The organism is Paracoccus sediminis (assembly GCF_900188295.1).
GTDB lineage: Bacteria > Pseudomonadota > Alphaproteobacteria > Rhodobacterales > Rhodobacteraceae > Paracoccus > Paracoccus sediminis.
Window position 1 is genome coordinate 75821 of the sequence record NZ_FZNM01000005.1, and the last position, 22264, is coordinate 98084.

General features: G+C 68.6%; 23 protein-coding genes. 20 read left to right on the forward strand and 3 right to left on the reverse strand.

Annotated features, from left to right (window positions below; genetic code table 11):
• Nucleotides 1–92 precede the first annotated feature (92 nt).
• Nucleotides 93–395: an HNH endonuclease gene (locus CHB77_RS09220; RefSeq protein ID WP_089387918.1), complete on the forward strand. Its 303-nt coding sequence runs from the start codon at nucleotides 93–95 to the stop codon at nucleotides 393–395.
• A gap of 4 nt (nucleotides 396–399) precedes the next feature.
• Here the strand turns inward: CHB77_RS09220 and CHB77_RS09225 are convergent, their stop codons facing one another.
• Nucleotides 400–1275 carry an NAD(P)-dependent oxidoreductase gene (locus CHB77_RS09225; protein ID WP_089387919.1) on the reverse strand — a complete coding sequence of 292 codons (876 nt, stop codon included), beginning with the start codon at nucleotides 1273–1275 and terminating at the stop codon, nucleotides 400–402.
• Nucleotides 1276–1413: 138 nt separating this feature from the next.
• Here CHB77_RS09225 and gcvA point away from each other — a divergent pair, with 138 nt between their 5' ends.
• The 8 genes from gcvA to CHB77_RS09265 all read left to right on the forward strand — a co-directional run bounded on the left by gcvA (nucleotide 1414) and on the right by CHB77_RS09265 (nucleotide 9183).
• Entirely contained in the window at nucleotides 1414–2349 is a 936-nt protein-coding gene (gcvA, locus tag CHB77_RS09230; protein ID WP_089387920.1) for a transcriptional regulator GcvA, read from the forward strand.
• A gap of 361 nt (nucleotides 2350–2710) precedes the next feature.
• Complete coding sequence (locus tag CHB77_RS09235) at nucleotides 2711–3718, forward strand: TRAP transporter substrate-binding protein (RefSeq protein WP_089387921.1); 1008 nt, start codon at nucleotides 2711–2713, stop codon at nucleotides 3716–3718.
• 3 nt (nucleotides 3719–3721) lie between these two features.
• Nucleotides 3722–4315 (forward strand): TRAP transporter small permease, encoded by a 594-nt coding sequence (locus CHB77_RS09240; protein ID WP_089387922.1) that lies wholly within the window; start codon nucleotides 3722–3724, stop codon nucleotides 4313–4315.
• The gene (locus tag CHB77_RS09245) at nucleotides 4312–5571 is read left to right on the forward strand and encodes a TRAP transporter large permease (RefSeq protein ID WP_089387923.1); all 1260 of its coding nucleotides are present in this window, start codon (nucleotides 4312–4314) and stop codon (nucleotides 5569–5571) included. The genes CHB77_RS09240 and CHB77_RS09245 overlap by 4 nt, the downstream gene beginning before the upstream one ends.
• A 79-nt stretch (nucleotides 5572–5650) precedes the next feature.
• Nucleotides 5651–6496, forward strand: a complete 846-nt coding sequence (locus tag CHB77_RS09250; protein WP_089387924.1) for a transketolase — start codon at nucleotides 5651–5653, stop codon at nucleotides 6494–6496.
• Nucleotides 6497–6500: 4 nt separating this feature from the next.
• Nucleotides 6501–7541, forward strand: coding sequence for a transketolase family protein (locus tag CHB77_RS09255; RefSeq protein WP_089387925.1), 1041 nt, complete (start codon nucleotides 6501–6503; stop codon nucleotides 7539–7541).
• 22 nt (nucleotides 7542–7563) lie between these two features.
• Complete coding sequence (locus CHB77_RS09260; protein ID WP_089387926.1) at nucleotides 7564–8322, forward strand: SDR family NAD(P)-dependent oxidoreductase; 759 nt, start codon at nucleotides 7564–7566, stop codon at nucleotides 8320–8322.
• 45 nt (nucleotides 8323–8367) lie between these two features.
• Nucleotides 8368–9183 (forward strand): sugar phosphate isomerase/epimerase family protein, encoded by an 816-nt coding sequence (locus CHB77_RS09265; protein ID WP_089387927.1) that lies wholly within the window; start codon nucleotides 8368–8370, stop codon nucleotides 9181–9183.
• Here CHB77_RS09265 and CHB77_RS09270 read toward each other — a convergent pair.
• On the reverse strand, nucleotides 9180–9581 hold the full coding sequence (locus CHB77_RS09270) for a DoxX family protein (protein WP_089387928.1): 402 nt from the start codon (nucleotides 9579–9581) through the stop codon (nucleotides 9180–9182). The two genes, CHB77_RS09265 and CHB77_RS09270, sit on opposite strands and share 4 nt — an antisense overlap.
• Nucleotides 9578–10795 (reverse strand): replication initiation protein, encoded by a 1218-nt coding sequence (locus CHB77_RS09275; protein WP_089387929.1) that lies wholly within the window; start codon nucleotides 10793–10795, stop codon nucleotides 9578–9580. Before CHB77_RS09275 ends, CHB77_RS09270 begins: the two co-directional genes overlap by 4 nt.
• A gap of 527 nt (nucleotides 10796–11322) precedes the next feature.
• On the opposite strand from CHB77_RS09275, the gene CHB77_RS09280 reads away from it, so the two are divergent.
• The 11 genes from CHB77_RS09280 to doeA all read left to right on the forward strand — a co-directional run bounded on the left by CHB77_RS09280 (nucleotide 11323) and on the right by doeA (nucleotide 22260).
• Nucleotides 11323–12729, forward strand: a complete 1407-nt coding sequence (locus tag CHB77_RS09280) for an AAA family ATPase (RefSeq protein ID WP_089387930.1) — start codon at nucleotides 11323–11325, stop codon at nucleotides 12727–12729.
• Nucleotides 12722–13834 (forward strand): ParB/RepB/Spo0J family partition protein, encoded by a 1113-nt coding sequence (locus tag CHB77_RS09285; protein WP_089387931.1) that lies wholly within the window; start codon nucleotides 12722–12724, stop codon nucleotides 13832–13834. Before CHB77_RS09280 ends, CHB77_RS09285 begins: the two co-directional genes overlap by 8 nt.
• Before the next feature lie 87 nt (nucleotides 13835–13921).
• A complete protein-coding gene (gene ehuR / locus CHB77_RS09290; protein WP_089387932.1) occupies nucleotides 13922–15307 on the forward strand; it encodes a MocR-like ectoine utilization transcription factor EhuR in 1386 nt (461 codons plus the stop codon).
• A 91-nt stretch (nucleotides 15308–15398) separates the two neighbouring features.
• The gene (gene ehuA / locus CHB77_RS09295) at nucleotides 15399–16184 is read left to right on the forward strand and encodes an ectoine/hydroxyectoine ABC transporter ATP-binding protein EhuA (RefSeq protein ID WP_089387933.1); all 786 of its coding nucleotides are present in this window, start codon (nucleotides 15399–15401) and stop codon (nucleotides 16182–16184) included.
• A gap of 23 nt (nucleotides 16185–16207) precedes the next feature.
• On the forward strand, nucleotides 16208–17029 hold the full coding sequence (ehuB, locus tag CHB77_RS09300; RefSeq protein ID WP_165456243.1) for an ectoine/hydroxyectoine ABC transporter substrate-binding protein EhuB: 822 nt from the start codon (nucleotides 16208–16210) through the stop codon (nucleotides 17027–17029).
• Between the two features lie 62 nt (nucleotides 17030–17091).
• On the forward strand, nucleotides 17092–17748 hold the full coding sequence (gene ehuC, locus CHB77_RS09305) for an ectoine/hydroxyectoine ABC transporter permease subunit EhuC (RefSeq protein ID WP_089387935.1): 657 nt from the start codon (nucleotides 17092–17094) through the stop codon (nucleotides 17746–17748).
• On the forward strand, nucleotides 17748–18407 hold the full coding sequence (gene ehuD / locus CHB77_RS09310) for an ectoine/hydroxyectoine ABC transporter permease subunit EhuD (RefSeq protein WP_089387936.1): 660 nt from the start codon (nucleotides 17748–17750) through the stop codon (nucleotides 18405–18407). The genes ehuC and ehuD overlap by 1 nt, the downstream gene beginning before the upstream one ends.
• Nucleotides 18404–19138, forward strand: coding sequence for an aspartate racemase/maleate isomerase family protein (locus CHB77_RS09315; protein WP_089387937.1), 735 nt, complete (start codon nucleotides 18404–18406; stop codon nucleotides 19136–19138). The genes ehuD and CHB77_RS09315 overlap by 4 nt, the downstream gene beginning before the upstream one ends.
• Nucleotides 19135–20094, forward strand: a complete 960-nt coding sequence (gene eutB / locus CHB77_RS09320) for a hydroxyectoine utilization dehydratase EutB (RefSeq protein WP_089387938.1) — start codon at nucleotides 19135–19137, stop codon at nucleotides 20092–20094. The genes CHB77_RS09315 and eutB overlap by 4 nt, the downstream gene beginning before the upstream one ends.
• Nucleotides 20091–21068, forward strand: coding sequence for a cyclodeaminase (locus tag CHB77_RS09325; protein WP_089387939.1), 978 nt, complete (start codon nucleotides 20091–20093; stop codon nucleotides 21066–21068). The genes eutB and CHB77_RS09325 overlap by 4 nt, the downstream gene beginning before the upstream one ends.
• A gap of 10 nt (nucleotides 21069–21078) precedes the next feature.
• Entirely contained in the window at nucleotides 21079–22260 is a 1182-nt protein-coding gene (gene doeA, locus CHB77_RS09330) for an ectoine hydrolase DoeA (RefSeq protein ID WP_089387940.1), read from the forward strand.
• The last annotated feature ends 4 nt before the right edge of the window (nucleotides 22261–22264 follow it).

Below are 22264 nucleotides of genomic sequence, written 5' to 3' on the forward strand. Positions count from 1 at the left end.
TTTTCGCATGACATCCACACCATGTGGGTCGGCGGTGCTGACGCGACAGCACCGCCCTTGCTGCGCAGTCGATCACGCCCCATATCGGCGGCATGGCTGACGACCCCTGCTGCCCGCTGTGCCTGCGCCCGATCCCCCCGGATGTGGCGCAAAGCCTGCACCATCTGATCCCGCGCGCGAAAGGCGGCGCCAAGGGACCGACCGTGCTGCTGCACCACATCTGCCACAAGGAAATCCACGCCGCGATCCGCGAAACGGATCTGGCCCGGACGTTCAACACGCCCGAGGCGCTGCGCAGCCATCCGCGCCTTGCCGCCTTTGCCGAATGGGTCCGCCGGCGCCCGCCCGGTTTCCTGTCGCGCGTCCCCGGCGGCACCCGCCGCACGCGGCGATGACCGCCTAATCCCCCCGGTTCAGCCGGTGATAGGATCGGATCACCTGGCTGTCGTCCACCGCCCCGTCGCCGCGTCCGCTGGCGGCCAGGAACATCTGATGCGCGGCGGCGGCCAGCGGGGTGGCGGCCTTGACCTCTCGTCCCGCGTCCAGGACGATGCCCAGATCCTTGACGAAGATGTCCACGGCGCTTGTGACGGCGGGGTCGGTCTGGCTCATCCTCGGGCCGCGATCCCGCAGCATCCAGCTGGACGCGGACGATCCCGACAGGATCTCCAGGGCGACCTGCGGATCGACGCCGACCTTGGCGGCAAGCGCCAGCCCTTCGGCGGCAACGGCCAGATGCACCCCGCACAACAGCTGGTTCACGACCTTGACGGTCGCGCCAAGGCCGGGTTCGGCCCCGACATGGAACAGCTTGTCGCCCATCGCCCCCAGCACCGGCCGAAGGCGCGCGAACACGCCGGGGGGGGCAGCGGCCATGATGGTCAGCGTCGCGGCCTCGGCCCCCGCGGTGCCGCCCGACACGGGGGCATCGACGAAGGCCCGGCCCGTGGCCAGAACGCGTTCGGCCAGATCGCGCACCGATCCCGGCGGGCAGGTCGCCATCAGCACGACGATCCCGTCCGGGGCCAGGGCGTCCAGGGCGCCGCCGTCGAACAGCACCTGTCGCGCCTGATCGGCATTCACGACCATCAGGATCAGCGCATCGGTGCCCCGCGCCGCGTCGGCCACCGACGCCGCAGGCTGCCCGCCGTTTTCGGCAAACCACCGCAACGCCGGCGGATGGGCGTCAAAGCCCCGCACGGCAAACCCGGCCCGGACCAGGTTCCGGGCCATCCGGGTGCCCATGGCGCCCAGTCCGACGAATGACAGTTCCATGATGATCCCCCATGCCCCGGCCCCAGCCTAAGGCAGCGGGTCGCGTGAGCTCAAATGAAATGACAAGGCCGATTTTTGAATTGGCTTCATCCCCCTCGGCGTCCTAGGATCGGGCCGATTCCAGGGCACGAGGCCGCCATGCGACGGATGCCATCGCTGAAATCCCTGCAAGCCTTCGAGGCGGCGGCCCGGCGCGGGTCGTTCACGGCGGCGGCCAACGAACTGCACGTCACGGCATCCGCCATCAGCCACCAGATCCGCTTTCTGGAACGGGCGGTGGGTCTTGGCCTGTTTCACCGCGACACCCGCACCATCGCCCTGACCGACGCGGGCGAGACTTATTTCCAACAGGTGTCCGAGGCGTTTTCCATGATTGAGGCCGCGACCCGGCAGATCGAACGGCACGGCAAGTCCGACATCCTGACCGTCCATTCGGTGCCCAGCTTCGCCACGCAATGGCTGATGCCGCGCCTGTCGCGGTTCAGCGCCCAGCACGGCAGCATCGACGTGCGGCTGTATGCCTCGACCGATCCGGCGGACCTGTCGGCGGGGCTGGTGGACGTGGACATCCGCTATGGCAGCGTGCTGCCATCGCGCGGGGTCGTCACCCTGCCCCTGCTGGACGAGGCGGTGATCGCGCTGTGTTCCCCCGATTACCGCGATCGCGCCGACCCCCCGCTGCGCGACCCCGCCGATCTGTCCCGCCACACCCTGATCCATTCCGAGGTGAACGTGCTGAAATGGGCCGACTGGGCGCGGCTGCACGGCGATGTGGCGCTGCAACTGGATCGCGGGCCGCGTTTCGACCGGTCCTTCATGTCGATCAGCGCCGCCGCCGACGGGCAGGGCATCTGTCTGGAAAGCCATATCCTGGTGGAACGCGAATTGCAGACCGGCCGGCTGGTGCATCTGTTCGGGGACGACGGCCGCCGTCTCAACTGCCATTCGATCTCGATGCTGCGGGCCAAGCAGAACGTGCCCAAGATCAAGGCCTTCCAGACCTGGATGGCCAGCGAACTGGGGCAATCGAGCGCCGAACGGGTGCTGGCCAGGATGAATTCAATTCATCAATAACCGTTCAGTTCGCGTTTGACCCTGCGGCACCCTGCCGCGACTATGAGGGTGCGGTCCCGTTCCGAGGAGGGGGCGGGCCTGCCGCGGGGCACGGCGCCGGTCCGCCTGCGATGCCTGAAAACAGGGGGAGCTTTCCATGTCTCGGACCGCATTCGGCCTGCTGAACGGCATATCCATGCGGCGCCTGGCCGGACATCGTCGGCGCGGCCCGCAGGGCGCCGCCCTGCCGTCGGGCCGCCGATCCTGACGGTTCCGCGCAGGGCCTTGCGGCCATGCGCGCCGCCGGGGCCGCCACGACCGGCCCGGCTTTGCCCCGCGAGGCCGCGACGGCCCCGATCACAACACCATGGGAGGATGACACATGACGACCACGTTCAACCGCCGCGCCCTGCTGCGGGGCGCCACGGCCCTGCTGGCCGCCCCGGCGATCCTGGGCTTTCCGCGCGGCGCCCAGGCGGCGACCACGATGACGCTGGGCCACAACGCCGCCCCCGGCAACCCGCGCGGCACCGCCGCCGATGAATTCGCGCGCCTCGTGGCGGAAAACACCGGCGGCGAATTCGCGGTCCGGGTGGCGGGCGCCGAACAGCTGGGCAACGAACAGTCGCTGCTGACCAGCCTGCGCACCGGCGCGGTGGACATGACGGTGAACAGCCAGGGATCCTGTTCGGCCCTGGTGCCGGAAATCGCGGCGCTTGGCCTGCCGTTCCTGTTCGACACGTCCGAGGATGCGTTCCGCGTGCTGGCCGGACCCGTGGGGGCCGCCCTGGCGGACCGCTTTGCCGCCGTGAACATGGTGCCGCTGGGCTGGTGGGACAACGGCATCCGCCACATCACCAATTCGCAGAAGCCCATCGTGGTCCCGGCGGATCTGGCGGGCCTGACCATCCGCACGCCCCCCGATCCGATGACCATCGACATCTTCACCACCCTGGGCGCCGCGACCGAGCAGATCAGCTTTGGCGAACTGTACATCGCGCTGCAACAGGGCGTGGTGGACGGCCAGGAAAATCCGCTGACCAACATCGCCAGCTCCAAGCTCTACGAGGTCAATCCCTATATCAGCCTGTCCGGCCACAAATGGGAGGTGTCGCCCTTCCTGATGTCCCAGATCCGCTGGCAACAGTTGAACGACGACCAAAAGGGCCAGATCCAGGCCGCGGCCGACGCCGCGACCACGATGCAGCGCGGGCTGATCCAGGACAGCGAAAAGACCCTGTTCGACCAGTTCAGCGCCGATCCGAACCTCAAGATCAACGAGGTCGACAAGGAGGCGTTCCGCGCCGCATCGGCCCCCGTGGCCGATATCTGGACGGCCAAGCCCTTTGGCGATTTCGTCCGCCAGCTGATCGACGCGGCCAAGGCCTGATCCATGACCCGGCCCAACGATCATCAGGAAGACCCGCAGCGCGACATCGCCACCGATGTCCCGCACCCGCCCGGCGGCCTGCTGCGGCTGGCCGACGGGCTGGACCGGATCATCTCGTTCGTGACGCGGACGGTCCTGATGGTCTCGGGCCTGGCGCTGCTTTTGCTGCTGTTCGCCAACGTCGTTGCCCGCTACGCGGCGGGCAGCGGCCTTCCCTTCGCGCAGGAACTGCCCGAACGGCTGTTTCCGTTCTTCATCGTCGCGGGCATCGCGCTTGGCGCGCAGCGCGGCGCCCACATGGCGGTCGAGGCCCTGCCCGAGATGTTCGACCGGCGCGGCAAGCAGGCCATCTATGTGCTGGCCCAGCTTTGCGTGATCGCGGGCAACGCCGTGGTGATGGTCGAGGCGTTCAAGGTCGGCAACATGTCCTGGATCGACCTCAGCCCGGTGCTGGGCCTGCCCGCCACCTACAGCTATTTCGCGCTGGCGGGCGGCGCCGCCCTGGTGATCCTGGCGACCGTCGCCATCATCATCCGTCTGGTCCGCATCGGCCCCGAGGCCCTGCCCATCCCCAACCCCGAGGAGACCGGCCAATGACGCTTGCCCTTGTTCTGTCCTTCACGGTCCTGATGCTGCTGGCCGTGCCGGTGGGCCATGCGCTCGTGCTGGCCTCGGCCTTTGCGATCTATTTCTTCGCCGGGTTGCCGCTGTCCATCGTGGTCCAGCAACTGTACCAGCAGACGCAATCCTTTCCGATGCTGGCGTTGCCCTTCTTCATGCTGGCGGGCACGCTGATGCTGGGGGGCACGCTGGGCAACGAACTGCTGGCCTTCGCGTCCAAGGTCATGCAGCGGTGGAAGGGCGGCCCCTTGGCCACCACCGTCGTCGCCTCTGTGGTGTTCGGCGGCGTGTCGGGATCGGCCGTGGCCAATGCCAGTGCCTTGGGGTCGGTGCTGATCCCCTGGCAAAAGCGGCAGGGATACCCGGCGGCCTTGTGCTCGGCCAACAACTCGACCTCGGCGGTCATCGACATCCTGATCCCGCCGTCGATCCCGCTGATCCTGTATTCGCTGGTCTCGGGCACCTCCATTGCCGACCTGTTCACGGCGGGGCTGCTGCCCGGCGTGCTGCTGGCGGTGGGGCTGATCCTGTGCTGCAACTGGATCGCCCGGCGGCGCGGCTTTACCGCCACCGACAATTCCGCCACCCTGCGCGAACTGGCCCGCCTGGCGCTGCTGTCCAGTCCGGCGCTGCTGCTGCCGGTGCTGATCCTGCTGGGCCTGCGCTTCGGCATCGCCACGCCGACCGAGATTTCCGTCCTGGCCGTCGTCTATGCCCTGGGGATGAGCGTGTTCCTGTACCGCGACATCACCTGGGCGCGGTTCCAGGACAACCTGATCGAGGCGGGCGTGGCCACCGGCGTCGTGATGCTGGTCATCATGGGCAGCGCGGCGGTGGGCTGGATCCTGACCTTCGACCAGGTGCCGACGCGCTTTGCGGCCTGGATCACGGAAACGGTGGAAAACCCGATCCTCATCATCCTGTCCATGAATCTCCTGCTGCTGGTGATCGGGATGCCGCTGGACCTGCCGCCCGCGATCCTGCTGCTGGGACCGATCTTCGTGCCGCTGGCGGCTTCGATCGGCATGGATCCGGTGCAGCTGGGCCTGATGATGGTGCTGAACCTGGGGATCGGGCTTTACACCCCGCCCATCGGCACGACGCTGTTCATCTCGGCGTCCATCGCCAAGACCACGCTGGGGGCCACGACGCGCGAGCTGTGGCCGTTCTTCCTGGTGTCGATGATTGTGCTGGCGCTTGTCAGCTATGTCCCCGCGCTGACCCTCTATTGACCGGGGCGCCCGCGCGCCCCTTCCCATCCAACCCCTTGCCCGCGCCCCCCATCATCGGGGCCGCCAGAAGGAGACTGCCATGAGCGGGACGACCGCACGACCCAACATGAGCCTGCCGCGACGCGCCTGGGAAATCCGCCGCAAGGCCGTCCGCATGGGCGAGGTCCAGGGCCAGGGCTATGTCGGCCAGGCCCTTGGCGTCGCCGACGTTCTGGCCGTGTCCTATTTCCACGCCCTGAACCACCGCCCCGACGATCCCGAATGGGAAGGCCGCGACCGCTTCCTGCTCTCCATCGGCCATTACGCCATCGCGCTCTATTCCGCGCTGATCGAGGCGGGGATCCTGCCCGAAACCGAACTGGAAACCTATGGCGCCGACGATTCGCGCCTGCCCATGTCCGGCATGGCCGCCTATACGCCGGGGATGGAGATCACCGGCGGGTCCCTGGGCCAGGGCCTGGGCATCGCGGTCGGCATGGCGCTCGGCCTGCGCGCCAAGAAGAACCCGGCCTTCGTCTACAACCTGATGTCGGACGGCGAACTGGGCGAGGGGTCCACCTGGGAGGCCGCGATGGCCGCCGCCCATCACCGCCTGGGAAACCTGATCTGCATCGTCGATTTCAACGACCAGCAGGCCGACGGAAAATCGACCGAAACCCTGTCGGCCGAACCCCTGCCCGACAAATGGGCGGCCTTCGGCTGGCATGTGCAGCGCGTGGACGGCAACGACATCGGCGCCCTGGTCGCGGCCTTCGACACCGCGCGCACCCTGCCCGGCGACCGCCCGCGCGCAATCATCTGCGACACGGTGATGTGCAAGGGCGTGCCCTTTTTGGAGGCCCGAGAGATCACGCATTTCGTCCGGGTCGAGCCCGACGAATGGCAAAAGGCGCTGACCGTCCTTGACGAAACCCGGCCGGAGTGACCCCATGACCATCCAGCACCGTTACGACCCGCACCGCAAATACGAACCCCGCCAGCCCGTCGGCGGCGGGGCCAAGACCTCGGCCATGATCGCCTCGCTTGCGGCCGAGGGCTATGATTCCGTGTCCGCCCCCTTCGGCCACGCGCTTGTGGACGCCGCCCGGAACGATCCGCGCATCGTCGGCCTGACGGCCGATCTGGCGAAATACACCGACCTGCACGTCTTCGCCGAGGCGTTCCCGGACCGCTTCTACCAGATGGGCATGGCCGAACAGGTGATGGTGTCCGCCGCCGCCGGCATGGCGCGCGAAGGCTTCGTGCCCTTCGCCACCACCTATGCGGTGTTCGCATCCCGCCGCGCCTATGACTTCATCGCCATGGCCATCGCCGAGGAATACCTGCCCGTCAAGATCGTCTGCGCCCTGCCCGGCCTGACCACCGGCTACGGTCCCAGCCACCAGGCGACCGAGGATCTGGCGATCTTTCGCGGCCTGCCGAACCTGACCATCGTGGATCCCTGCTGTGCCATCGACGTGGCCGGGGCGGTGCCCGCGATCATCGACCATCCCGGCCCGGTCTACATGCGCCTGCCGCGCGGCAAGGTGCCCTCGGTGATCCGCCGGCATTGCCCGGATTACACCTTCGAACTGGGCCGCGCCAAGCTGCTGCGCGACGGCGGCGACGCCCTGGTGATCTCGTCCGGCTTCATGACGATGCGCGCGCTCGATGCCGCGGTCGAAATGGAAAAGGACGGCATCTCGGTCGCGGTGCTGCACTGCCCGACCATCAAGCCGCTGGACACCGAAACCATCCTGGCCGAGGCCGGGCGCGGCACCCGCCTGGTCGTCACCGCCGAAAACCACACCCGCATCGGCGGGCTGGGAGAGGCCGTGGCATCCACCCTGCTGACCAACGGCGTCACGCCCGCGTTCCGCATGATCGGCCTGCCCGATCAGTTTCTGGACGCGGGCGCCCTGCCCACGCTGCACGACCGCTACGGCATCTCGACCACGGCCATCATCCAGCAGATCCGCGGCTGGCTTTGACTTTTTCCAACGGAGGACACCCATGACCACAGCCCTTCTGGACGGCAAATATGCCGTCATCACCGGCGCCGCGTCGAAACGCGGCCTGGGCCTTGCCACCGCGCGGCTGTTCGCCCGGCACGGCGCCACCGTCGCCATCCTGGACCTGGACGAGGGTGCCGCCAAGGAAGCCGCGGCCGAACTGGGCGCGAACCACGTCGGCATGGCCTGCAACGTCACTGATCTCGAAGGCGTCAAGCAGGTGATGGAGGCGCTGATTCAGAAATGGGGCCGCATCGACGTGCTGGTCAACAACGCGGGCATCACCCAGCCGCTGAAGATCATGGAGATCGGGCCAAAGAACTATGACGACGTGCTGGACGTGAACCTGCGCGGCACGCTGTATTGCACCCAGGCGGTGATCCCCGCGATGCGGGCGCAGAAATCGGGCGCCATCGTCAACATGTCCTCGGTCAGCGCACAGCGCGGCGGCGGCATTTTCGGCGGGCCGCATTATTCGGCGGCCAAGGCGGGCGTCCTGGGCCTGACCAAGGCCATGGCCCGCGAACTGGCCCCCGACAACGTGCGCGTCAACGCCATCTGCCCCGGCTTTATCGCCACCGACATCACCGCGGGCAAGCTGACCGACGACATGCGCATGACCATCAACGCCGGCATCCCCATGGGCCGCCCCGGCACCGCCGAGGAGGTGGCGGGCTGCGCACTGTTCCTGGCCTCCGACCTGGCATCCTATGTCACCGGGTCCGAGGTCGACGTGAACGGCGGATCGCTGATCCACTGACGAAGCGGCGCCGGACCGACCGGCGCCCATTTTTGGGAGGGGACCATGAAACTCGGCCTCGGCAGCTATGCGTTCCGCTGGAACATCGGCATCAAGGACCAACAGCCCGCCACGCCCATGACGGCGATGCAGGTGCTGGAGGTGGCCCACGGCCACGGGCTGGCGGTCGTGCAATACGCCGACAACCTGCCGCTGGACCGGCTGTCGGCCGACGACCACCGGGCGCTCAAGGCGCGGGCCGACGCATACGGCATGACGCTGGAACTGGGCACCCAAGGCTTCAACGCCGCCGAACTGGCCCGCTATATCCCCATCGGCCAGCGGATCGGATCAACCATCCTGCGCGTGGCGCTTGACGCCGAAGACGCGCGGATCCCGGTCCCGGCTCTGGCCGCGCAACTGCGCGAGCTGCTGCCCGACGGCAAGGCGGCGGGCCTGCGCTTTGCCATCGAGAACCACTTCAACTACCCCTCGCCCCGCATGGTCGAATTGCTGGACGCGGTGGCCGACGACGCGCTTGGGGTCTGTCTGGACGTGGCCAATTCCATCTGCGCGGGCGAATGGCCGATGGACACGGTGCGGATGCTGGCGCCCTATGCCATCAACCTGCACTTCAAGGACTATCAGATCACGCCCGACCCCTACGGCGTGGGCTTCCGCATCCACGGCACGCCGCTGGGCGAGGGCCGGGCCGAGCTGGACCAGGTTCTGGACGCGCTGTCCCATTGCCCCCCGGATCTCAGCGTGATCCTGGAACACTGGCTGCCGCAGACCGGCGACATGGCGGCGACCCGCGCCCTGGAACATGTCTGGCTGGATCGCAGCGTGGCGGCGGCGAAACGGCTGGTGGCCGGGCGCTAGCCCGCCCTGCCCCGCCCCCCGCCCCGCCGCCCGCGTCCGAACCAGACCCACCGCCCCGGACCCTGGGCGGCCAGCACCAGCAGCCCGCCCGCGACCGCCCAGTTCTTGACGGCGATCGTCACCTGCCAGGGATCGGCGCGCAACTGCCAGTGAAACCAGCTTGTCGCCAGGCAATAGGCCGCCAGCACCACCGCCCAGGCCCGGATGCGAGGCCCCACGATCAAGGCGATCCCCGCGGCCGCATTGAACAGCGCCAGGGGCCAGACCGCCGCGCCGGGCAGGTCGGCCATTCCCAGCATCGCCCGGACCGGATCCGGGTCGGCGACCTTCTGCGCCGCGCCCCCCAGAAACAGCAGGGCGATCAGCACCCGGCCCGCAAGGTTGGCCAGATCGGTCATCGGGCCGGGGCGTCCCCGTCGCCGGACACCAGGTCGGGCGCCATCTCGTGCCAGAACCGGGCGATCCGCGCGGCGTTCAGCGGCGACAGCCAGCCGTGGCGTTCGAAATCGTCGCGCAGCCGGGCCTCGGGCAACTGGCTGGCGAACAGCCGCTTGTCGGCGTCGCGCTGCGTGGGGGTGCGGGCCTTGACCGCCGCCAGGATCCGGCGCAGCCGTTCGGCGCGCGGGGACGGCGCCGGGGTCAGCGCCACGCCGGTCAGCGCCACGCCAGCCTGCGGCGCGGGGGCGTCGGCCGCGCCCTGAAAGGCGGCGGTCAGATAGCCGATCTTGCTGCGCACGTCGTCCTTGGCCTCGACATAGGCCAGCTTGGCCGACACCTGATCCTCGCCATGCGCGGCCAGCCACTGCCGGGCCAGCCGGTCGCTGACGCCAAGCGCGCGCAGCCGGGCATAGACCGGCCCGTGGCGCGCGCCCTCGCCGTCGTCGATGTCCAGGATCGCCAGCTGCGGGTTTTCCCGGATGCGGAACCGGATGTCCGTCACCGCCCGCCCGGTCTTCTTCGTTTCCGGCGCCAGAATGATGTTGCTGGTGCGGTTCACCTCGGCCACGGCGGGTTTGATGATCTTGGCGTTCAGATGCTTGAACGTCTCGTAATAGGCCGACCCGTCCACGCCCATCAGCCGCCGGAACAGCTCGATCGGCCACCAGCCGGTCGATCCGGTCCTGACGAAGCGATAGCAGTTCTCGTACAGCGCCAGCGCGTGCCCGCTGGTGAACCGCCGCTGGATGTTCAGGTTGATAAGCGCGAACACCTTGGGATCGTTCAGCTTTTCGGCAAGCGCGGGGGAATAGGCGTATTCGCAGACGCCGCCCTTCAGCTTGGCATAGGACAGCAGGCTGCTGACCCCCCATTCCTGCTGGCCCTTGTCGTCCAGCATGTCCCATTCCGCGACCGTTTCCACCAGCCCGCGCAGCGACTGCTTCAGCGTGTCGATGTCGTTGGAATTATAGCCGATCATCAGGCACAGGGTGCGGGCGTCGATCTGGTGGCGGGCGCTGCTGGTCAGCGTGTCATAGGCATTGAGCAGCAGCACGTTCGACAGCTTGCGCTGCAACAGCGTCAGCTTGCCCGACACATGGATCGCCGCCACGTGCTTTTTCACCGCGCCCCGGCGCAGCGCGCCCGTCAACTGATCGCGAGGGATGTCGTCCATGGCCGCCCGGTCTACCGCCTGTCTGTTCCGCCGCGCCGACTATGCCCCGAAAAGGTACCCGCTGGCAACGCATCATCGGGCACCGAACCCGCTGTGCGCCCGGCCCGGCCCAGTCCCGGAAACGGGTGCCCTTGGCAATCGCGTCCGGGCCGAGGCACCCGTTTTCGGGATGGCTCCCCGGCCCTGAACCGTCAAGGACGCCGATTTACGCCGGGTTTCGCCTCGAAAGGGGCCATTCCCGCGAATCGGTGCCCCCTTGCCCGGATTCGGGCGCCCATCGTCCCGTGAACAGGCGCCCTTGGTCCCGGAAACGGGTGCCGGATTTTCGATACGGCATTGAAAGGGCTTGCTTATCGGATCGCAAAGATTCTAAAGCGAATCATAGATCTTCTAAATCCGGCGATGATTTTCCATCGCAATTTGGGGATTTCGCGGCGAAACCGCGCGCGGCGATTCCCCTGCGGGGTTTCATGTGCAATAGATGCGGGGACGCGCCTTCATAAGCAGCACATCGCGGGAACAGCGACATGTCATCAGGCAAGGATCCCCTGCCCCCCTATTTCAGCATCGATCCGGCCAAGGCGGCCCGGCGGCTGGCCGATCCCATCGACACGGCCCGATTCGCCAGGGCGGCGGCCTTTGCCGCGCGGGGCCGCCAGGATCTAGCCGAACGCGGCTATGCCCCCGACGGGAACAAGCGCCTGCGCCGGTTTTCAACCTGGGAGATCTGCCGCTATCTGATCCCCGTGGCCCCCGCCCATTTCCGCCGCGTGCTGCGCCGCTTTCCCGACCTGCCCCAAGGCGTGGGCGAGGGGAATTCGAAGTGGTTCACCCTCGAGGACGTGCTGCGCCTGCGCGATCATTTCGCGGCCGAAGGGGCGGCGGGCCGCGAATACCGCCCCTGGCGCCCCGAGGGGCTGCCCGCCAAGACCATCGCGGTGGCCAATTTCAAGGGCGGGGTGGGCAAGACCTCGACCGCCGCGCATCTGGCCATGTCGGCGGCGCTCGATGGCTACAAGGTGCTGGTGGTCGATCTGGACAGCCAGGGCAGCATGACCTCGATCATGGGGGGGACGGTGGCCGACGAATGGTCCACGGCCTTTCCCCTGCTGGCCAAGGATTATGCCCTGGCCCTCCAGGACGAGAACCGCGTCCGCGAGGCGGCGGGCCAGCCGCCCCTGCCCTTTGACGAAACCCTGACCGAGGCGTTGACGATCACCGCCCGCGACGTGATCCAGCCGACCCACTGGCCCAACATCGATCTGCTGGGCGCGCAGCTGAACCTGTACTGGGCGGAATTCCAGGTGCCGGTCTGGCGCATGAACCTGCGCGGCTGGCCCTTGTGGGACGCCCTTGGCAACGCGCTGCGCAACGACCGCATCGTTAACGATTACGACATCATCCTTCTCGATACTCCGCCCGCGCTTGGCTATCTGACGATCAACGCCCTGGCGGCGGCCGACATCCTGCTGGTCCCCCTGGGCGCGTCGTTTCTGGAATTCGATTCGACGGGGCGGTTCTTCGACATGCTGTATTCGACCTTTGCCAGCGTCGAGGACGGGGAAAACGCCGCCCGCAGGCGCGAGGGCCTGCCCGAGATGCGGTTCGAATGGGACGCGGTGCGGGCGATCATCACCCGCTTCGACGCGGCCCAGCAGACCGATCTGGCCAATGTCATCCAGGCCTATTTCGGCGATTTCATGACCACGTTCCGCCAGGACGTGACGGCCATGGTGGGCCAGGCGGGCGAACAGGTGAACGGCATCTACGAGGCCGATTACCGCGAATTCAACCGCGACACCTATGTGCGCGGCCGGGAAACCTTTGACCGCACCTGGGCCGAGGTGAAGGAGCTGATCCTGGGCACCTGGTGGCGCGATCTTCAGATGGAACAGGCCGAAAGGGCCGCAGGGACGGAGCAGGCCGATGGTTAAGCGCAGGCGTCTGGAAACCCCCAGCAGCGACGATCTGACCCGGATCGAGGAGGAGTTTCGCCGCGAAACCCATGGCCGCCCGGCGGTCGGGCCGGGGATCGCGCCGATCGCCCAGGTGGCGGCCGAAACCGCCGCCGCAGGGTCGACCGAGGGCGCGGACGCGCGCGCCGCGCGGGCGCGGGACCGGGCCGACGCCGAACGCCTGCGCCTGGCCGAGGAGCGGGGCCTGCTGATCGCGGATCTGCCCACGGACCGGATCGACGACGGCGCGATGATCCGCGACCGCATGGTCATGGGCGAGGACGAGATGCAGGAACTGCGCCTGTCCATCGCCGCCCACGGCCTGCGCCTGCCCGTCGAGGTGTTCGCGATCCCCGCGCCGGGCGGGCAGGCGCCGCGCTATGGGCTGCTGTCGGGCTATCGCCGCCTGCACGCGGTGCGCGCGCTGCACGCCCTGACCGGGGCCGATGCCCACAGCCGGATCCGCGCCCTGATCCGCCCCCCCGCCGACGCCGACGCGGCCTTCGTCGCCATGGTCGAGGAAAACGAGGTCCGCGAGGATCTGAGCCATTTCGAGCGCGGCCGAATCGCCGTGATCGCCGCGAACCAGGGCGCCTTCGCCAATGTCGAGGATGCCGTGAACCGCCTTTACGCCACCGGATCCAAGGCCAAGCGGTCCAAGGTCCGGTCCTTCGCGCTGATCTTCGAGGAACTGGGCGACATGCTGGCCTTTCCCGAATCGCTGACCGAAAAGCGCGGGTTGCGCCTGGCCTCGGCGCTGCGCAACGGGGCCGAGGGGCGGCTGCGCCAGGCCCTGTCGGCCCGCACCCCCGAGGATGCAGAGGCCGAATGGCTGCTGCTGGAACCCGTGATCGCCGGGTCCGAGGACGCCCCCCGGCCGCAGCCCAGGGGCGGACGGCCGCGCGGCAAGGCGCCCGTGCAGTACGGCTGGCTCGACGACCGGACCGTCCGCACCACCGGCGGCATCACCATCCGCCGCGCCCGCGACGGCGACGCCCATGTCCTGCGCTTCGAAGGCGCCTCCATCGACGGCGACCTGATGGACAGCCTGATGGCCGAAATCCGCGCCCTGCTGGACCGCTGAGGTTTCGCGGCGAAACCCGGCGGCGCGGGATGCGAACGGGAATCAGGACAATCTTGCCAATCTGTCCGGGATCGCCAAGATGGGATCATGACAAGCTGGTCCCCAGATCCCGCCGGGCTGCACCGTCCGGCCTATGTGTCGCTGGCGGACCAGTTCGCCCGCGCCATCGGCGAAGGGCTGCTGCCCGCCGGCGCGCGCCTGCCGCCGCAGCGCAAGCTGGCCGACCGGCTGGATCTGTCGGTGCAGACGGTCTCGCGCGCGTACGAGGATCTGATCCGGCGCGGCCTGGTGGTCGGAGAGGTCGGGCGCGGCTCCTTCGTGCTGCCGGCCGGGGCGGAAAACAGCCCGCCCTATCTGGCCCGGCGTCCGGGCGAACTGATCGACCTGTCGATCCTCAAGCCCGTCACCGACCGGATGCACCTGGACCGGTTCCGCGACGGGATGCGGTGGCTGGCCGACAATCTGGCCGCGCCCTCGGCCCTGTCGTTCCGGCCGAATTCGGTGCTGCCCGCCCATCAGGCCGTCGCAAGCGCCTGGCTGCGCCGCGCCGGGATCGAGGCCGCGCCGGACCACATCGTCATCACCGACGGCGTGACCCAGGCGATGACCACGGCGGTGATGACCGCGGTTCCCCCCGGCGGCACGCTGGCGGCGGCGGCGCTGACCCATCACCTTCTCATGCCGCTGTCGCGCTATCTGGGCCTGCACCTGGAAGGGCTGCCCATCGATGGCCAGGGCATCCTGCCCGCGCCCCTGGACCAGCTCGCCCGGCGCGGCAGCCTGCGCGCGCTCTACATGCAGCCAAGCGCGATCAATCCCACGGCGACCGTCACCGGCGCCGAGCGACGCGCCGAGATCGCCGCCATCGCCCGCCGCCACGACCTGCTGATCGTGGAAAACGACATGCTGAACGCGATGATCGTGGATCGCCCCCCGCCCATGGCGGTGCTGGCGCCCGAACGGACGCTGCACATCAACGGCTTTACCAAGACCACCATGCCGGGGCTGCGGCTGGCCTATCTGGCCGCGCCCGCGCATCTGGCGGCAAGGGTGGCGAACCGGCATCTTGTCACCAACTGGATGGCGACCCCCGCCATGGTCGAACTGCTGAGCCACTGGATCGGCGACGGCACCGTGGACGACCTGATCGGCTGGCAGCGCGCGGCCCTGGCCGACCGCCACCGGATCGCCGCGCAGGTTCTGGGCGGCACCGGCTATCGCTGGCATCCGCAAAGCCTGCACATCTGGCTGGAACTGCCCCCGGATCGGGACGAGGACGGGTTCGTCGCCCAGGCCCGGCAGGCGGGGGTGGCCATCGCCTCGGGGCGGGCCTTCCGGCTGAGCGAGCGGGACCGGCGCAACGCGGTGCGCATCGCCTTGGGATCCACCGGACCCGAGGACTTGCGGCGCGGGCTGGTTCTGGTGGCCGAGACCCTGGCCCGCGATCCCGAACCGCTGCTGCCCATGGTTTAGACAGTCCGCCCTAAAATTGATATGATATTATTTTGTTAATTGACCTGATTTAAATGCGGTGCAATCTTTGCCCTGAACGCAAGGGGACCGCATGGACCAGCCGATCATCCGCATCCGGGATTTGCAGAAATCCTTTGGCCGCCTGACGGTGATCGACGGGCTGGATCTGGACATCGCCAAGGGCGAGAAGCTGGCCCTGATCGGGCCGTCCGGTTCGGGCAAGACCACCATCCTGCGGATCCTGATGACGCTGGAGGACATTTCCGGCGGCCGGATCGAGGTCTGCGGAGAGCCGCTGTTCCACATGTCCCGCAACGGGACCGAAGAACCGGCGAACGACGCCCATCTGCACCGGATGCGCCGCCACATCGGCATGGTGTTCCAGCACTTCAACCTGTTCCCGCACAAGACCGTGTTGCAGAACATCACCCTGGCGCCGGTGCTGACGCAGGGCGCCACTCGCGCCGACGCCGACCGGCGCGGGCGCGACCTGCTGGACATGGTGGGGCTGGCGGACAAGGCCGATCACATGCCCAGCCAGCTGTCGGGCGGCCAGAAGCAGCGCGTGGCCATCGCCCGCGCCCTGGCCCTGCAACCCCAGATCATGCTGTTCGACGAAGTGACATCGGCCCTGGATCCCGAACTGGTCGAGGAGGTGCTGGAGGTGATGCACCGCCTGGCGCGCGAGACCGACATGACCATGCTGCTGGTCACGCACGAGATGGGCTTTGCCCATGACTTCGCCGACCGCGTGCTGTTCTTCGACAAGGGCCGGATCGTCGAGCAAGGCCCGCCCGACCAGATTTTCACCGCCCCCCAAGAGGACCGCACGAAGTCCTTTCTGCGCAAGATCATCGCCGCCGGACAGCGCGTGTGATGCCAACCCGACAGGAGAGAACCATGAAGAAAGCCGTGATCGCGGCCCTGATGCTGGCCGCGCCGCTGCCGGCCCTGGCCGATACGCTGGACGACCTGAAGGAACAGGGCTATGTCCGCATCGCCATCGGCAACGAGCCGCCCTATACCGCCGTCGCGTCCGACGGCAAGGTGTCGGGCGCGGCCCCCGACGTGGCGCGCGCGGTGTTTGCCGCGCTCGGCATCGCCGACTTGGAAGCCTCGATCGCCGAATACGGCGCGATGATCCCCAGCCTTCAGGCCGGGCGCGTCGATGCGATCACCGCGGGCCTGTTCATGAAGCCCGAACGCTGCGACGCGGTCGCCTATTCCGAACCGATCCTGTGCGACGCCGAGGCGCTGCTGGTGCCCGCGGGCAATCCCAAGGGCTTTCAGTCCTATGCCGACATCGCCAACGACCCCGAGGCGACGATGGGCGCGCCGGGCGGCGGGACCGAGGAAAAGCTGGCCCTGGACGCGGGCGTGCCGCGCGACCGGCTGATCGTGGTGCCCGATCCGCAATCGGGGCTGAAGATGATCCAGGACGGGCGCATCGACGCCTATTCGCTGCCCGTGCTGTCGCTGAACGACCTGCTGGCCAAGTCCGGCGACACCGGCCTGGAGGTGTTCGCCCCGGTCCAGGGCGCCCCGGTCTATTGCGACGGGGCCGCCTTCAACAAGAACGACACCGCGCTGCGCGACGCCTTTGACGTCGAACTGGCCAAGCTGAAGGAATCGGGCGAGTTCGCCCGGATCGTCGAGCCTTACGGCTTTTCGGCCGCGGCGGCGATGTCCACCACCCGCGACCAGCTTTGCGCGGCGCAGTGACGCAACCGGGCGGGGCGTGATCCCCGCCCTTTCCGGCAACAAAAGAAAGGCGGCGGCGGCGCATGGGCGACTGGGCGGGATATCTGACCCTGATCCTTGGGGGGGCCTGGGTGACGGTCAAGCTGACCATCCTGGGGTCCGCCCTGGCGCTTGTCGTGGCCTTTGTCGCGGGCTTGGGGCGGTTGTCGCGCCGCGCCGCGCTGCGGTGGACCGCCACCGCCTATATCGAGTTCTTTCGCGGCACCTCGATCTTTGTGCAGCTGTTCTGGATCTATTTCGTGCTGCCGCTGACCGGGGTGCAGCTGTCGCCATTGCAGGCCGGGGTGATGGCGCTTGGCCTGAACGTCGGCGCCTATGGGGCCGAGGTGGTGCGCGGCGCGATCCTGGCCGTGCCGCGCGACCAGTACGAGGCCTGCACCGCCGTCAACCTGACCCGGTTCCAGCGGATGCGCCATGTGATCCTGCCGCAGGCGCTGCCGCTGATGCTGCCCACCTTTGGCAACAATGCCATCGAATTGCTGAAGGCCACGTCCGTCGTGTCGCTGATCTCGCTGGCCGACATGACGTTTCAGGCGCAGGTGGTGCGGTCGCAGACCGGCAACACGCTGATCCCCTTTGCCATGATCCTGCTGATCTATTTCGCGCTGTCGTCGATCATCTCGTTCGCGATCCGGCGGTATGAACGGCGGGTCACGCGCGGCCTGGACGGGGTGCGCTGATGGAATGGGATTGGGAATTCGCCTGGTCGATCCTGCCGCAGCTATTGCAAGGATTTGCGATCACGCTGGTCGCCACGGCCCTGGGCGCGGCGGTCGCGGCCGTGCTGGGGCTAGTGTTCGCGATCCTGCGCCGGTCGCGGAACCGGCCGGTGGCGCGGGCCACGGGGTTCGTCGTGGAATTCATCCGGGGCACGCCGCTGCTGGTCCAGCTTTACGTCATCTTTTATGTCCTGCCCGACCTGGGCATCCGCCTGCCCGCCCTGGCCGCCGGGGTGATCGGCATGGGGCTGCATTACGCGACCTATGCCGCCGAGGTGTATCGCGGCGGCATCGAGGCCGTGGCCCGCGGCCAGTGGGAGGCCGCGAAGGCCACCAACCTGACCGCGCGGCAGACCTGGATCCACGTGATCCTGCCGCAGGCGGTGCCGCCGATGATCCCGGCCATGGCGAATTACCTGCTGGCGATGTTCAAGGAAACGCCGCTGCTGTCGGCGATCACCGTGCTGGAATTGATGAACCAGGCCAAATCCGTGGCCAACAGTTCCTATCGCTATGTCGAGCCGATGACGATGGTGGGGGTGATGTTCCTGGCCGTCAGCGTGGTGTCGGTCATCGGGCTGCGGTGGCTGGAACGCCGATACGGAAGGATCGGCGGATGAGCCTGCGCATCGTTCTGGACGACCGCCCGCTGCCCCGCCGCGTCGGCCTGGTGACGCTGGCGACCGACCACACGACCGAGGTGGATTTTTCGGTCCTGCCCGCGCGCGGCATCGGCGTCTATGCGGCCCGGATCCCCTTTGCCAATCCGGTGACGCCGGAACGGCTGGCGGCGATGGCGGGCGACGTGACCGCCGCCGCCGCCCTGATCCTGCCGGATGAACCGCTGGACGCGGTGGTCTATTCCTGCACCTCGGCATCGGTGGTGATCGGCGACGATGCGGTGCGTGCGGCGATCCGGGCGGGCAAGCCGGGGACGGTCGCGGTCACGCCGATCTCGGCCGGGTTCGCGGCGCTGCGGGCGTTGGGCGCGGACCGGGTCACGCTGCTGACGCCCTATGTGGCCGAGACCGCGCAGCCGATGGCCGATTGCTTCGAGGCCGGGGGCTTTGCGCTGCACGGCGTGTCGTCCCTGGGCCTGGCCGACGACCGGGACATGGCGCGGCTGTCCCACGGCACGATCGTCGATGCCGCGCGCGCGGCGGTCGCGCCGGGCAGCCAGGCGCTGTTCGTCGCCTGCACCGCCGTTCGCGCCTGCGCCATCATCGACCGGATCGAGGATGCCGTGGGCGTCCCCGTCGTGTCGGCCAATTCCGCGACGCTGTGGGCCGCCGCACGGGCTTGCGGCGCGACGGGGCCCATCGCGCCCGGCCAGTTGATGAGGGTGCCATGACCGTCACGCCGGCCGACATCCGCACCGCTGCCGACCGCATCCGCGATCATGTCGTGGACACCCCGCTGCTGCCCGACGAGGCATTGTCCGCGATGCTGGGCCAGCCGGTGCTGATGAAATGCGAACACCGCCAGACCACCGGCGCCTTCAAGCTGCGCGGCGCCGCGAACGCCATCCTGTCGCTGGACCGGGGCGCGCTGCGGGGCGTCGCCACCGCATCGACCGGCAACCACGGTCGCGCGGTGGCCCATGCGGCCCGCGCGTTGGGGGTGCCCGCCGTGGTCTGCCTGTCCCGGCTGGTGCCCGCCAACAAGGTCCGCGCGATCCGCGACCTGGGCGCCGATGTGCGCCTTGTCGGCGACAGTCAGGACGACGCCATGGCCGAGGTGTCCCGCGCCGTGACCCGCGAGGGACTGACCGAGATCCCGCCCTTCGACCACCCCGCCGTGGTGGCGGGACAGGGGACCGTCGGGCTGGAAATCGGCGCGCCCGATACGGTTCTGGTGCCGCTGTCCGGCGGCGGCCTGGCGGCGGGCATCGCGGTGGCCGTCAAGGCGCTGTCACCCCGGACGCGCGTGATCGGCCTGACCATGGAACGCGGCGCCGCGATGGCCGCCAGCCTGCGCGCCGGGCATCCGGTTGCCGTCACCGAAACGGCCACGCTGGCCGACAGCCTGGGCGGCGGCATCGGCTTGCAGAACCGCGTGACCTTTGCCCTGTGCCGCGACCTGCTGGACAGTGTCGTCCTGCTGACCGAGCCCGAGATCGCCCAGGGGATCCGCCATCTGGGCCGCCTGGGCCACATCGTCGAAGGCGCCGCCGCCGTGGGCACCGCCGCCCTGCTGGCCGGCAAGGTCGTGCCCCGTGGCCCCACGGTCGCGATCCTGTCCGGCGGCAACATCGACCCCGCCCTGCACGCCCGCGTCATGGCCGGCGCGGACACGGTGGCCGCATGAGGCCGCCCGTCGCCATCCTGACCGAGGCCGATCTGCGCGGGCTTGTGCCGTTGGACGCGGAGGCCGTGGCCTGCGTCCGAGACGCCTTCGTGGCGCTGGCGACCAGGGCGGTCGCCATGCCACCGATCCTGCGGCTGGACATCCCCGAACATCGCGGAGAGGTGGACGTGAAGACCGCCTATGTGCCGGGCCTGTCGCATTTCGCCATCAAGATCTCGCCCGGATTCTTTGGCAATCCGGCGATCGGCCTGCCCTCGACCAACGGCATGATGGTGGTGCTGTCGGCCACGACCGGGCTGGTCCGGGCGCTGCTGTTGGACAACGGCTGGCTGACCGATCTGCGCACGGCCGCCGCAGGCGCGGTGGCTGCCGACGCCCTGGCCCGCAAGGACGCGACCCGCGCCGCGATCCTGGGCGCCGGGATGCAGGCGCGGATGCAGTTGCGGGCGCTGACCCTGGTGCGGCCGCTGACGCAGGCGGCCGTCTGGGCGCGCGACGGGGCCAAGGCGCGGGCCTTTGCGGCGGAAATGACCGATGCCCTGGCGATCCCCGTCACCGCCGCCGCCACGGTGGCGGACGCCACGCGAAACGCCGATCTGATCGTCACCACCACGCCCGCCGAACGCCCGATCCTGACCGCCGCGGACGTGGCCCCCGGCACCCATGTCACGGCGATGGGATCGGATGCTGGACACAAGAACGAGATCGCCCCCGGCCTGATCGCCGCCGCCCATTACGTCGCGGACCGCCTGTCGCAGACCCGCAGGATGGGCGAACTGCATCATTCGCCGCTGGCCGCCCGGAACTTTCCCGAACTGGGCCAGATCCTGGCCGGGCAGGCGCCGGGCCGCACCGGCGACATGCAGATCACCCTGGCCGACCTGACCGGCACCGGCATCCAGGACACCGCCATCGCCACCCTTGCCCTGATCCGCGCGGACGCGGCCGGGGCGGGCCAGACCTTCACCCCCTGAGAGCAGCCCCATGACCGATGCCACCTTGAAATTCACGCGCGAGGAATACGCGGACCGCCTGGCCAAGACCCGCCGCGCGATGGAGGCGAAAGGCGTCGATCTGCTGATCGTCACCGACCCGTCGAACATGAACTGGCTGACCGGATACGACGGCTGGTCGTTCTATGTCCATCAATGCGTGGTCGTGCCCCCGGACGGAGAGCCGATCTTTTTCGGGCGCGGCATGGATGCGGTGGGCGCGCGGTTCACCGCATACTTGTCGGAAGCCAACGTCATCGGCTATCCCGACAATTACGTCCAGAACACCCAAAAGCATCCGATGGACCTGCTGTCGCGGATCCTGCGCGACAAGGGCTGGGGCGGCAGACGCGTCGGCGTGGAAATGGACAATTACTGGTTCACCGCCGCCGCGTTCGCGTCGCTGCAAGAACACCTGCCCGATGCGCGCTTTCACGACACCACCGGGCTGGTGAACTGGCAGCGGGCGGTGAAATCGGCCACGGAACTGGATTACATGCGCAAGGCGGGCGCCATTGTCACCAGAATGCACGAACGCATCTTCGACGTGATCCAGCCGGGGATGCGCAAATGCGATCTGGTGGCGGAAATCTATGACGCGGGGATCCGTGGCACCGACGGTTTCGGCGGCGATTATCCGGCCATCGTGCCCTTGCTGCCGTCCGGGCGCGAGGCGGCGGCCGCGCATCTGACCTGGGACGACCGCCCCCTGCGGGCGGGCGAAGGCACCTTCTTCGAGATCGCGGGCTGCTATCACCGCTATCACGCGCCCCTGTCGCGCACCGTGTTCCTGGGCAAGCCGCCCCAGGTGTTCCTGGACGGCGAACAGGCCGTGCTGGAGGGGATGGAGGCCGGGCTGGAGGCGGCGCGCGCGGGCAACACCTGCGAACAGTTCGCGGGCGCGTTCTATGCGGTGCTCGGGAAATACGGCATCCTCAAGGACGGACGCACCGGATACGGCATCGGCGTCAGCTATCCGCCCGACTGGGGCGAACGCACCATGTCGCTGCGTCCGGGCGACCGGACCGTGCTGCAACCCGGCATGACCTTTCATTTCATGACCGGCCTGTGGTCCGACGCGATGGGGCTGGAGATCACCGAGTCCATCGTCATCACCGAGGGGGCGCCCGAACTGCTGGCCGCCGTCCCGCGCAAGCTGTTCGTGAAGGACTGATGGG